The sequence below is a fragment of the Allobosea sp. CER48 genome, assembly GCF_044752385.1.
Taxonomy (GTDB): domain Bacteria; phylum Pseudomonadota; class Alphaproteobacteria; order Rhizobiales; family Beijerinckiaceae; genus Allobosea.
In genome coordinates this window covers 1-11947 of sequence record NZ_JBIWYK010000047.1, presented here as the reverse complement: position 1 = coordinate 11947, position 11947 = coordinate 1, and the positions used below count along the sequence as shown (strand labels likewise).

General features: G+C 65.9%; 11 protein-coding genes and 2 pseudogenes. 10 read left to right on the top strand and 3 right to left on the bottom strand.

What is annotated here, in order from left to right; genetic code table 11:
- A pseudogene (locus tag ACIPIA_RS03665) lies at positions 1–1049 on the top strand (hypothetical protein); the annotation flags it as partial.
- Positions 1050–1064: 15 nt separating this feature from the next.
- On the opposite strand, the gene tyrS reads toward ACIPIA_RS03665, so the two are convergent.
- A complete protein-coding gene (gene tyrS / locus ACIPIA_RS03660; protein ID WP_400506773.1) occupies positions 1065–2318 on the bottom strand; it encodes a tyrosine--tRNA ligase in 1254 nt (417 codons plus the stop codon).
- A gap of 87 nt (positions 2319–2405) precedes the next feature.
- Positions 2406–2639 carry a YjiS-like domain-containing protein gene (locus tag ACIPIA_RS03655; RefSeq protein ID WP_400506771.1) on the bottom strand — a complete coding sequence of 78 codons (234 nt, stop codon included), beginning with the start codon at positions 2637–2639 and terminating at the stop codon, positions 2406–2408.
- A 119-nt stretch (positions 2640–2758) separates the two neighbouring features.
- On the opposite strand from ACIPIA_RS03655, the pseudogene gcvA reads away from it, so the two are divergent.
- A pseudogene (gene gcvA / locus ACIPIA_RS03650) lies at positions 2759–3690 on the top strand (transcriptional regulator GcvA).
- Between the two features lie 26 nt (positions 3691–3716).
- Here gcvA and ACIPIA_RS03645 read toward each other — a convergent pair.
- On the bottom strand, positions 3717–4388 hold the full coding sequence (locus ACIPIA_RS03645) for an alpha/beta hydrolase (RefSeq protein WP_400506769.1): 672 nt from the start codon (positions 4386–4388) through the stop codon (positions 3717–3719).
- Positions 4389–4680: 292 nt separating this feature from the next.
- On the opposite strand from ACIPIA_RS03645, the gene ACIPIA_RS03640 reads away from it, so the two are divergent.
- From ACIPIA_RS03640 to ACIPIA_RS03605, 8 genes are all read left to right on the top strand, one after another.
- Positions 4681–5886: a cysteine desulfurase family protein gene (locus ACIPIA_RS03640; protein ID WP_400506778.1), complete on the top strand. Its 1206-nt coding sequence runs from the start codon at positions 4681–4683 to the stop codon at positions 5884–5886.
- 61 nt (positions 5887–5947) lie between these two features.
- Positions 5948–7420: a Fe-S cluster assembly protein SufB gene (gene sufB / locus ACIPIA_RS03635; protein WP_400506767.1), complete on the top strand. Its 1473-nt coding sequence runs from the start codon at positions 5948–5950 to the stop codon at positions 7418–7420.
- A gap of 113 nt (positions 7421–7533) precedes the next feature.
- A complete protein-coding gene (gene sufC / locus ACIPIA_RS03630; RefSeq protein WP_400506765.1) occupies positions 7534–8286 on the top strand; it encodes a Fe-S cluster assembly ATPase SufC in 753 nt (250 codons plus the stop codon).
- Positions 8286–9635, top strand: a complete 1350-nt coding sequence (gene sufD / locus ACIPIA_RS03625) for a Fe-S cluster assembly protein SufD (protein WP_400506763.1) — start codon at positions 8286–8288, stop codon at positions 9633–9635. Before sufC ends, sufD begins: the two co-directional genes overlap by 1 nt.
- Complete coding sequence (locus ACIPIA_RS03620) at positions 9635–9841, top strand: tautomerase family protein (protein ID WP_400506761.1); 207 nt, start codon at positions 9635–9637, stop codon at positions 9839–9841. Before sufD ends, ACIPIA_RS03620 begins: the two co-directional genes overlap by 1 nt.
- 4 nt (positions 9842–9845) lie before the next feature.
- The gene (locus ACIPIA_RS03615) at positions 9846–11099 is read left to right on the top strand and encodes a cysteine desulfurase (protein WP_400506759.1); all 1254 of its coding nucleotides are present in this window, start codon (positions 9846–9848) and stop codon (positions 11097–11099) included.
- A 112-nt stretch (positions 11100–11211) separates the two neighbouring features.
- Complete coding sequence (locus tag ACIPIA_RS03610; RefSeq protein WP_400506776.1) at positions 11212–11517, top strand: SUF system Fe-S cluster assembly protein; 306 nt, start codon at positions 11212–11214, stop codon at positions 11515–11517.
- A 111-nt stretch (positions 11518–11628) separates the two neighbouring features.
- On the top strand, positions 11629–11947 hold a 319-nt coding region (locus ACIPIA_RS03605), incomplete at its 3' end, for a PhzF family phenazine biosynthesis protein (RefSeq protein WP_400506757.1).

The window sequence follows — 11947 nt, the reverse complement described above, 5'->3', positions numbered from 1 at the left end:
ACGCGGCTCCTGCCCTGATCAAGGGGCGCCTCGAGCTGAACAAGCAGAATGGCCTGGAATCCGCGAGCCTTTCGCAATTCCGAATCTCGCCCGGCGATAATCTCAAGGTCGATGCGAGGCGGGACGGCAACGTGACCAAGCTAACGGTGAGGGGCGCGGTCGCCGACCTGCGTCCGTTCATCAAGGATATCCAGGGGGCGGGGCCGAGCAAAGGCGACGGCAAGGGCGGAGCGAAAGGCGCCGATTACGACATCGATCTCGACGTGCCGATCCTTACCGGATTCAACAATGAGGCCATCACCAACGGCACCCTCAAGCTCGCCAGGCGCGGCGGCGAAGTCCGCTCGGCGAATTTCCAGGGGCGGATTGGCCGGGCCGACGTATCGGCACGGCAGGGCCGGCCTGGGGAGCAACTCGTCGTCCAGTCCGAGAATGGCGGCTCGCTGCTGCGGTTCCTCGATCTCTACAACAAGGCGCATGGCGGCGACCTCGTCCTGACCATGGGGCCGGGCGAGAACCAGAGCGGCGACCTGTTGTTCCGCAATTTCATGGTCCGTGACGAGCCGGCATTGCGCCGCGTGGTCGGTGCCCAGTCAGCCAGTGCCTTTTCGGGCGATCGCGCCGAGGAGCGGCGAATCGATACCACCGAGGTCGCGTTCACCAAGCTCAAGGCGGAGTTCAACCGCACGGCCAGCCGGCTCGACATCTCGGACATGGTGATCTGGGGGCAGCAGGTCGGCTTCACGCTGCAGGGCCATGTCGATTATGGCCGGGACCGGGTCGATATCGGCGGCACCTTCGTGCCGGGCTATGCCTTCAACAACGCCTTCGCGCAGGTGCCGGTCGTCGGCACTCTGCTGGGCGGCGGCAGTCAGTATGGCGGCCTCTTTGCGGTGAACTTCCGGATTTCGGGGCCGGCGAGCGCGCCGACCATGTCGATCAATCCGCTTTCGGCGATCGCGCCGGGCATCCTGCGCCGCTTCGTCGACCCGCTTGGCGGCGCGCCGGCGCAGCGCCCGGTCCAGCCCGGCCAGGCGCCGCCGCGCTGAACGGCCGGCTGTGGCCTATTCCGGCCGCAGCAGGATGTGCTTCTTCTTCCCGAAGGAGAGCTTGATCACGCCTTCCGACGACAGGTCGGCGAGGCCGAGCTGCGCACGCTCATCCGCCACGACGACATCGTTGACGCGCAGGCCACCGGCCTTCACCTGCCGACGGGCTTCGCCGGTCGACGGCACGAGCCCTGCCTTGACGAAAGCGGTCAGTACGCCGACGCCCGGCTCGATCTCGGCGCGGGCGATCGCGACGCTCGGCAGGTCGGCCGCGAGACCGCCTTCCTCGAAGGTCTTGCGCGCGGTCTCGGCGGCAGCCTCGGCCGCTTCGCGGCCATGGACGATCGCGGTGATTTCGGTTGCGAGAATCTTCTTGGCCTCGTTCAGCTCGGCACCGCCCAGCGACGCGAGCCTTGCGATCTCGTCCATGGGCAGGCGCGTGAACACCTTCAGGAAACGCCCGACATCGGCGTCCTCGGTGTTGCGGAAATATTGCCAGAAATCATAGGGGCTGAAGACGTCGGCATTGAGCCAGACCGCGCCATTTGCGGTCTTGCCCATCTTGGCGCCGGAGGAGGTCGTCAGCAGCGGCGTCGTCAGGCAGTAGAGCTGCGGGCCGCCCATCCGGTGCGAGAGATCGACACCGTTGATGATGTTGCCCCACTGGTCGGAGCCGCCCATCTGCAGGCGGCAGCCATACCGGCGGTTGAGCTCCGTGAAGTCGTAGCCCTGCATGATCATGTAGTTGAACTCGAGGAAGGACAGCGACTGCTCGCGGTCGAGCCTGAGCTTCACCGAGTCGAAGGACAGCATGCGGTTGACCGAGAAATGCCGGCCGACATCGCGCAGGAACTCGACATAGTTCAGCTTCAGCAGCCAGTCGGCGTTGTTGGCCATCATCGCGTCGGTCGGCCCGTCGCCATAACGCAGGATGCGGCCAAAGACGCGCTTGATGCTCTCGATATTGGTCGCGATCTCCTCGACCGTGAGAAGCTTGCGCTGGTCGTCGCGGAACGACGGGTCGCCCACCATGGAGGTGCCGCCGCCCATCAGCGTGATCGGGCGGTGGCCGGTCTCCTGGAACCAGTAGAGCATCGTCAGCGAGATCAGGTTGCCGATGTGGATGCTGGTCGCGGTCGCGTCGTAGCCGACATAGGCAGTCTGGGTTCCCTGCCGGCACAGAGCGTCGAGGCCCTCCGCATCGGAGACCTGATGGATGAGGCCGCGCTCGTCGAGCACGCGCAGGAAATCGGACTTGTAGGTGGTCATGGCGGCTTGCGATCTGTGGATGTCGTTCCGCCGTCGTCTAGAGCATCGGACCGAAAAGTGGAAACCGCTTTTGCGCCAAAAGCACTCTCAGTCTCCTCCGGGGATTCGACTGAGCCAGATATCCGCAGTGTCGCGGGGGTGCGGCGGCGCGATGGCATCGCGCCGGAGGCCGAGGTCGCCGAGCGCACGACTGTCCAGTGCCGCCAGACGGCGCTGTGTGCGCGCGGTCGCCGCGCGGCGCTGCCAGAGCCCGAACAGCCCGTGCAGAAGGGTGGAGCCGCCGGGTGTTTCCAGCGGCCCCGCATGGGAGGCGCAATCCATCGTGTGATCCCCGCAAATCCAGGCGACAACGCCTGCTAGTGAGAGGAATCTGGGCCAGGCGGCGCGCGGCGACAAAGCGGAAGATTGTCACCTGCCATAAAGCAGGCTTATGCTTCCTCATGCCTGCGCATCCGCCGCCGCCCAAGCTTCCGCCCCTTGCGGCGGTCCGTGTCTTCGAGGCTGCCGCGCGCCATCAGAACTTCACCCGCGCCGCCGAGGAACTCGGCATGACGCAAGCCGCCGTCAGCTATCAGATCAGGCTGCTGGAGGATCGCGTCGGAGCGCCGCTCTTCGTACGCCAGCCGCGCCAAGTCGTGCTGACGGCGATCGGCCAGAGACTGGCCGGGCCGGTGTCGAAGGCCCTGGCCGATATCGGGACGGTGTTCCGCGATCTCTGCGAGGAGAACCAGATGGTCCTGACAATCTCCTCGCTCCACACGGTCGCGATCACCTGGCTGTCGCCGCGGCTTGCACAGTTCCAGATCGAGAACCCGCAATTTGCGGTGCGCGTGCGGACGTCGCAGCATCTCGTCGATTTCACGACCGAGGCCGTCGACCTGGCCCTGCGCTACGGCCCGGGCTCATGGCCTGGCGTTGCGGCGGACAAGCTGTTCGATTGCCATTATGCGCCGCTTTGTTCGCCCGAGCTGCGCGAGCGGCTGCAATTGCGCGCGCCGGCAGACCTGTTGCGGGCGCCGCTGCTCAGCGCTGAAGAGGCGCGTGGAAGGACTGGTTTGCCGATCTCGGCCTCGACATGCCCCGGCAGGGCGGGCGGTCGATGTCGCTGGAGATGCAGGCGATGAACGTCCAGGCGGCGATGCGCGGGCACGGCGTCGCGATGGCCGTGCCGGAACTCTTCGCCTACGACATCGCGGCGGGCCGGCTCGTGCTCGCCGTCGAGCACGCGGTGCCCGACGAATGGTCCTATTGGATCGTCTATCCGCCGGAGCGCCGGAACGAGCGCAAGATCAGGCTGTTTCGCGACTGGATCATGGCGGAGGCACGGGCAGCGCAGATGACGCTGCCCGTCATGGCTTCGAGCCGAAGCTGACGCGCGCGGCTCCGGGGCAGGCCGCGTCAGGCCTGTTCCTGCTCGGACTTGATGATCTCGGGGCCGACCTTGCGGTCGAGATAGACGCCGACCTGCTCCATCAGCTGCTCGACGCGGCCATCGAAGAAGTGGTTGGCGCCCTCGACCACCGCGTGCTCGATCTGGATGCCCTTCTGGGTCTTCACCTTCTCGATCACCGCCATGACTTCCTTGACCGGCGCGACGCGGTCTTCCGAGCCGTGGACGAACAGGCCGGAGGACGGGCAGGGCGCAAGGAACGAGAAGTCGTAGCGGTTCGCCATGGCCGCGATCGACAGGAATCCCTCGATCTCCGGGCGGCGCATCAGAAGCTGCATGCCGATCCAGGCGCCGAAGGAGACGCCGGAGATCCAGCAGCTCTTGGCCTCCGGGTTGAGCGCCTGCATCCAGTCGAGCGCGGCAGCCGCGTCCGAGAGCTCGCCGGCGCCGTGGTCGAACTGACCCTGGCTGCGGCCGACGCCGCGGAAGTTGAAGCGCAGCGCCGAGAAGCCGCGGTTCACGAAGGTGTAGAACAGGTTGTAGACGATCTGGTTGTTCATCGTCCCGCCAAACTGCGGGTGCGGGTGCAGGATGATCGCAAGCGGCGCACCCCGCTTCTTGGCGGGCTGGTACCGGCCCTCGATACGACCTGCGGGCCCGTTGAAGATTACCTCTGGCATCGTCTCACCGCCTCTTGCGGCAGCGCCGGCGAGGGCGGGCAGAAAGCGGGCGCATGCCTGCTCGAAACCCGGCCACCCTTGACGGCGCCACCATGCGCGCCCTAGATGAAGAGCGCTTAGAATAGTTCTAACAGCCGTGAACAAGTCGAGAACAAAACGGTGGATCGCTCAGGCGAGCCGCGTTTCGACCGTTCCGGCCGGTTCGGATGGGCGGCTATAGCACGGCGCACAGGTGCGATTTCAAGCATTTCGTATCAGTGAGCCGAGCAATGACGAGGATGGAGCAGGCAGGATCGTGACGGCGGGACGCGCCTATCTCGACCACAACGCCACAACCCCGGTTCGGCCGGAGGCCGTGGAGGCGGTCGCGCATGCGCTTTCGCTGCCCGGGAATCCGTCTTCCGTCCATGGCGAAGGCCGGGCGGCGCGCGGCGCGATGGAACGGGCGCGCGAGCAGGTCGCGGGGCTCGTCGGGGCCAGGGCCTCGAACGTCGTCTTCACCAGCGGCGGCACGGAGGCGAATGTCGCCGTGCTCTCGCCCGGGCTGATGGATTGCGATGGCGGCCGCGATTGCGTGCGCACACCTGCGACCCTCCTGCTTCACAGTGCGACCGAGCACGCCTGCGTACGCGACGGGCATCGTTTCCCGGTTGCGGCCGTCGAGGCGATTCCCGTCGACCGTGACGGCCTGGTCGACCTCGTCTGGCTCGACGATCGGCTGGCGCGTTTCGCCGCTGAAAGCCCGGGCGCGCGGGCGCTCGTCTCGATCCATCTCGCCAACAACGAGACTGGCGTCATTCAGCCGATCGCCGAGGCGGCCGCGATCGCGCATCGTCACGGCAGCCTGCTGCACAGCGACGCCGTACAGGCGGCCGGGAAGATCGCCGTCGACATCACGGCATTGGGCGCGGATGTGCTGACGCTGTCCGCGCACAAGATCGGCGGCCCAAAGGGCGTCGGCGCCATCGTCTTCCGCACCGGGGCGCTCGAACTGGCGGACAAGCCCCTACGAGGCGGCGGGCAGGAACGCGGCTGGCGCGCAGGGACCGAGAACCTGCCGGGAATCATCGGCTTCGGCGCCGCGGCGGATGTCGCACGCAAGCTCCTGGTCGGCGAGGCGGCGCGTCTCGCGCATTTGCGCGACAGTCTGGAAGCGGGGCTGGCCAAGCTTTCGCCAGAGACCACCATCTTCGGCCGGACGGCTCCGCGGCTGCCCAATACCAGCGCCTTCGCGACGCCTGCGCTCAAGGCCGAGACACTGCTCATCAAGCTCGATCTGGCGGGGGCTGCGCTGTCCTCGGGCTCGGCCTGCTCGTCAGGCAAGGTCAAGCGCTCGCATGTGCTGGACGCGATGAAAATCGACCCCGCCATGAGCGCAGGGGCCTTGCGGGCATCGCTTGGATGGACCACCTGCGAGGCGGACATCGAAATTTTCCTCGCGGCCTACGGCAAGCTCGTGGCCGCGCAAACCGATCAGAGCGCCCGGGCTGCCGCCTGAAGCGCTCCGCAACACAAGAAACTGAACCGGCGGGCCTTGAACCCGCGACTGGAGACTGAACATGGCAGCGGTCCAGGAGACCATCGATCAGGTCAAGTCCATCGACGTGACCGAATACAAATACGGCTTCGTGACGGAGCTTGAGGTCGAGAAGCCGGCCAAGGGCCTCACCGAGGACACGGTCCGCTATATCTCGGCGCGCAAGAACGAGCCGGAATGGATGCTCGAGTGGCGGCTCGATGCCTTCCGTCGCTGGAAGACCATGACCGAACCGGCATGGTCGCGCGTGCAGTATCCGCCGATCGACTATCAGGATCTGTACTACTACGCGGCGCCGAAGAAGGGCGCATCCCCGAAGTCGCTCGACGAGGTCGACCCGGCGATTCTCGACACCTACAAGAAGCTCGGCATCCCCCTGCGCGAGCAGGAAATCCTGGCCGGCGTGGCGCCGGAGAATCGCGTGGCGGTCGATGCGGTGTTCGATTCCGTCTCGGTGGTGACGACCTTCAAGGAGGAGCTGGCCAAGGCCGGCGTGATCTTCTGCTCGATCTCCGAGGCGATCCAGGAGCATCCCGAGCTGGTGAAGAAGTACCTGGCGACGGTCGTTCCGGTGACGGACAACTATTTCGCGACGCTGAACAGCGCGGTCTTCACCGACGGCTCCTTCGTCTACATCCCGAAGGGCGTGCGCTGCCCGATGGAGCTGTCCACCTATTTCCGCATCAATGAGCAGAACACCGGCCAGTTCGAGCGCACGCTGATCATCGCCGATGAGGGCGCCTATGTCAGCTATCTCGAAGGCTGCACGGCGCCGAAGCGCGATGAGAACCAGCTCCATGCCGCGGTGGTCGAGCTGATCGCGCTCGACGATGCCGAGATCAAGTACTCGACCGTGCAGAACTGGTTCCCCGGCGACGCCGAGGGCAAGGGCGGCATCTACAACTTCGTGACCAAGCGCGGCGACTGCCGTGGCAAGAACTCGAAGATCTCGTGGACGCAGGTCGAGACCGGCTCGGCGATCACCTGGAAGTACCCGTCCTGCATCCTGCGCGGCGACGGTTCGCGCGGCGAGTTCTATTCGATCGCGGTGTCGAACGGCATGCAGCAGGTCGATAGCGGCACCAAGATGCTGCATCTCGGCAAGAACACGACCTCGAAGATCATCGCCAAGGGCATCGCGGCCGGGAAGTCGGACTCGACCTATCGCGGCATGGTCTCGGCCCATCGCAAGGCGACGGGCGCCCGCAACTTCACCAACTGCGACTCGCTCCTGATCGGCGACCAGTGCGGCGCACACACGATCCCGTACATCGAGGCCAAGACCGCGACCGCGATCTTCGAGCACGAGGCCACGACCTCGAAGATCGGCGAGGACCAGCTCTTCTACTGCCAGCAGCGCGGCCTTTCCGAGGAGGAGGCGGTGGCGCTGATCGTCAACGGCTTCGTCAAGGAGGTGCTGCAGCAGCTCCCGATGGAATTCGCCGTCGAGGCGCAGAAGCTGATCACGATCTCGCTGGAAGGCTCGGTCGGCTAGGACCCTCTCATGGTCGGGCGCGCCCCGGCCAGCCGCATCAACCTTTCGAACGCTCGAGTCGTGGATGTCCGGCACCGGATCGGACGCGACGCGACAGAACACTGGACACGAACATGCTCGAAATTCGCAATCTGGTCGTCAAGATCGCCGACGAGGACAAGCAGATCCTGAACGGCCTGAACCTCACCGTGAACGACGGCGAGGTGGCCGCGATCATGGGGCCGAACGGCTCCGGCAAGTCGACCCTGTCCTATGTCATCGCTGGCAAGGAGGACTATGAGGTCCTGGACGGCGAGATCCTGCTCAATGGCGAGAACGTGCTGGAGATGGAGGCCGACGCCCGCGCCGCCGCCGGCATCTTCCTCGCCTTCCAGTACCCGCTGGAGATCCCGGGCGTCGCCACGATGACGTTCCTGAAGGCCGCGATGAACGCCCAGCGCAAGGCCCGCGGCGAGGACGAGCTGCTGACGCCTGACTTCATCAAGCAGGTCAACGCCGCCGCCGACAAGCTCGGGATCGCCAAGGACATGCTGCGCCGGCCCCTCAATGTCGGCTTCTCCGGTGGTGAGAAGAAGCGCATGGAAATCCTTCAGATGGCTCTGCTTTCGCCATCCATGTGCATCCTCGACGAGACCGATTCCGGCCTCGACATCGATGCGCTTCGCATCGTCGCCGAGGGCGTCAATGCGCTGCGCGACAAGAACCGCGGCTTCCTCGTCATCACCCACTATCAGCGCCTTCTCGACCATATCGTGCCGGACACGGTCCACGTCATGTCGAAGGGCCGGATCGTGAAGACCGGCGGCAAGGAACTGGCGCTCGAACTCGAGAAGAGCGGCTATGCGTCCTATGGGGAGGCGGCGTAATGGCCATCGTCACCCCGCTGAAGACGGCGGCCGAGCAGACGCTGATCCAGCAATACGCGGACAGCAAGGCCGAGTTGCCGGGCGGCCCGGCCGTGCGCAAGCTGCGCGAAGACGCCTTCGCCGGCTTCGAGGCCAAGGGGCTGCCCCATCGCCGGCTGGAATCCTGGCGCTACACCGACCTGCGGACGCTGCTGCGCGAGGCGCGCCCGCTCGCCGGTGCCATCGCGGTCACGTCCCCGGTGAAGGCACGGCTGGGCGAGCTGAAGCTCGACGGCTTGCGTCTGGTTCTGGTCGACGGCGCTTTCGCGCCGGAGCTCTCCACCCTCGATGCCATCCCGGAGGGTGTCACGGTGCAGTCGCTCGCCGATGCGCTGGTCTCGCCGCGCGAGGATCTGACGCGCGTGCTCGCCGGTCCTTCTGTTGGTGCCGACGATACCGGCCTGATGCTCAACACCGCGCTGATGCGTGACGGCGTGTTCATCGAGATCGCCGAAGGCGTCGAGCTCGAGCAGCCCGTCGTGATCGTTTCGCTCGCTTCCGGCGAGGAGGAGCGGGCGGTGTTCCACCGCTCGGTCGTTCTGGCCGGGAAGGGCGCCAAGGGCACGATCGTCGAGTTCAGCGAAGCAGCCGGCCCGGCCGCGCAGCAGATCAACGGCGCCATCGTCTTCGAAACCGGCGACGAGAGCGAGATCCAGCATGTCCGCGTCGTGACGCGCCAGGCTGCGGCCAGCGTGCAGGTGCAGAGCCTGCTCGCCACCGTCGGCGCCCATGCCAAGTTCGATTCCTTCGCCTTCGTCGCCAAGGCCGGCACGCTGCGTCAGCAGCATTTCGTCCGCTTCGCCGGCGAGCACAGCGAGGTCGGCCTGCGCGGCGTCAACCTGCTTCGCGGTGCCGAACATGCGGACGTGACGCTGATCGTCGACCACGAGGTTCCGCACGGCACCAGCCGCGAGTTGTTCAAGACGATCGCGAGTGGCGAGTCGACCGGCGTGTTCCAGGGCAAGGTCGTCGTGCGCCAGCACGCGCAGAAGACCGATGGCAGCATGAAGAGCAACGCGCTGCTGCTGAACGACGGCGCGACCATGTTCAACAAGCCGGAGCTCGAGATCTTCGCAGACGACGTCGTCTGCGGTCACGGCGCGACCGTCGCCCAGATCGACGGCGACCAGCTCTTCTACCTGATGGCGCGCGGCCTGCCGCGGCCGCTGGCCGAGGCGCTGGTGCTGCAGGCCTTCGCCGGCGAGGCAGCCGAGTTCATCGGCGACGACAACGTCCGCGATCTGGTGATGGCCGAGGTCGAGGCCTGGCTGAAGGCCCGCGAGGCCGCTTCCGAGGTGAGCACCGTCTGATGCCGTACATCAATCTCCAGATCACGAAGGGCGCGACGCGCGAACAGAAGGCGCAGATCGTCAAGGAGTTCACCGAGACGCTCGTGAAGGTGCTCGGCAAGAACCCGCAGAATACCCATATCGTGATCCAGGAGATCGAGCGGGAGGATTGGGGGCATGCCGGCGCGCTCGTCGCCGACCGGCAGCCCGGTTCCGGAAAGGCGTGACGCGATGAACGCGGTTACCGGCCAGCCCGTGCTGAAGCCCTATGACGTTGCGGCGGTCCGTCGGGATTTCCCGATCCTGTCGCGCGAGGTCTACGGCAAGCCGCTCGTCTATCTCGACAATGCCGCCTCGGCGCAGAAGCCCGAGGCCGTGATCGAGGCGATGTCGAAGCTGATGCGCGAGGACTATTCCAATGTCCATCGCGGGCTGCACTATCTCGCGAACGCCTCGACCGAAGCCTATGAAGCTGCACGCGAAAGCGCGCGCCGCTTCCTCAATGCGAAGCATCTCGAAGAGATCATCTTCTCACGCTCCTCGACCGGGGCGCTGAACACGGTGGCGTCATCGCTCGGGCGCCATCTCAACCTCGGCGAGGGTGACGAGATCATCCTGTCGATCCTCGAGCACCATTCCAACATCGTGCCCTGGCACTATTGGCGCGAGCGCCATGGAGCCGTGCTGAAATGGGCTCCGATCGATGAGGATGGCAATTTCCTCATCGAGGAATTCGAGAAGCTGGTCACGCCCCGCACCAAGGTCGTGGCGCTTACCCATATGTCGAACGCGACCGGGACGATCGTGCCGATCGCGGAGGTCGCGAAGATCTGCCGCGCGCATGGCATCCCGCTCGTCGTCGACGGCAGCCAGGGGGCCGTGCACCTGCCCGTCGACGTGCAGGCGCTCGGCTGCGACTTCTATGCCTTTACGGGCCACAAGACCTATGGGCCGACCGGCTCGGGCATTCTCTGGGGCCGCAAGGAATGGCTCGACAAGCTGCCGCCCTATGAGGGGGGCGGCGAGATGATCGTCACCGTCACCGAGGATACGGTGACCTATAACGATCCGCCGCATCGCTTCGAGGCCGGCACGCCGGCGATCGTCGAGGCGGTCGGGCTCGGCGTCGCGCTCGACTACATGATGGCGCTCGGCCGCGAGAACATCGCGGCGCATGAGGCGAGGCTCGGCACCTATGCGATGGAGCGTCTCGGCGAGATGAATTCCATCCGCATCTTCGGAAAGGCCCGCGAGAAGGGCGCTATCGTCGCTTTCGAGATGAAGGGCGCCCACGCCCATGACGTCGCGACCGTGATCGACCGGGCAGGCGTGGCGGTTCGTGCGGGTACCCATTGCGCAATGCCGCTTTTGGCACGATATGGGGTGACATCGACCTGCCGCGCCTCTTTCGGCCTCTACAATACGCTGGAAGAAGTGGACGCGCTGGTCGAAGCCCTGCGGAAGGCCGAAAACCTGTTCGCCTGACAATCGAGGATCTTGAGCCTTGGCCACCCCCGAGCCCATCGCGTTGAAGGAAGACGGCTTCAAGCCGAACGAGCCGCAGGTCGGCTCCGGTGCGTCGCTTCCGCCCGAGGAGATCGACCGCCTGACCGACGACATCGTCGCGGCCCTGAAGACGGTCTACGATCCAGAGATTCCGGCCGACATCTACGAACTCGGCCTGATCTATCGCGTCGACATCGCCGATGACCGGCAGGTCACCATCGACATGACGCTGACCGCGCCGGGCTGCCCCGTCGCCGGCGAAATGCCCGGCTGGGTCGAGAACGCGGTCAGCACCGTCAACGGCGTTGCCAGCGTCACCGTCAACATGACGTTCGATCCGCCGTGGGATCAGTCGCGCATGTCCGACGAGGCCCGCGTCGCCCTCGACATGTGGTGAGCGGCGCCGGCCCCGTGCCGGCGTGATGGATCGCATTCCATCGCTTCATTGGCATTCGGCGCGCTCCGCTGGCAGGAATGGCCAGAGCCTGAGCTGCCTTGGGAGCCCGCCGTGCCAAGCTATCCCTATGAGACCGTCGACGTCTTCACCGACAAGCCCTTCGGCGGCAACCAGCTCGCGGTCTTCACCGACGCGCGCGGGCTGTCAGATGCCCAGATGCAGGCGCTCGCGGCGGAGATGAACTACAGCGAGACGACCTTCGTCCTGCCGCCGGAAGACCCGGCGAATGACGCGCGCGTCCGCATCTTCCACCGCACAGCCGAGATGCCCTTCGCCGGCCATCCCAATGTCGGCACGGCCTGCGTGCTGGCGCGCCATGGCCGGGATCGCGACGGCGTGCTGCGCTTCGAGCAGATGGCGGGCCTCGTCG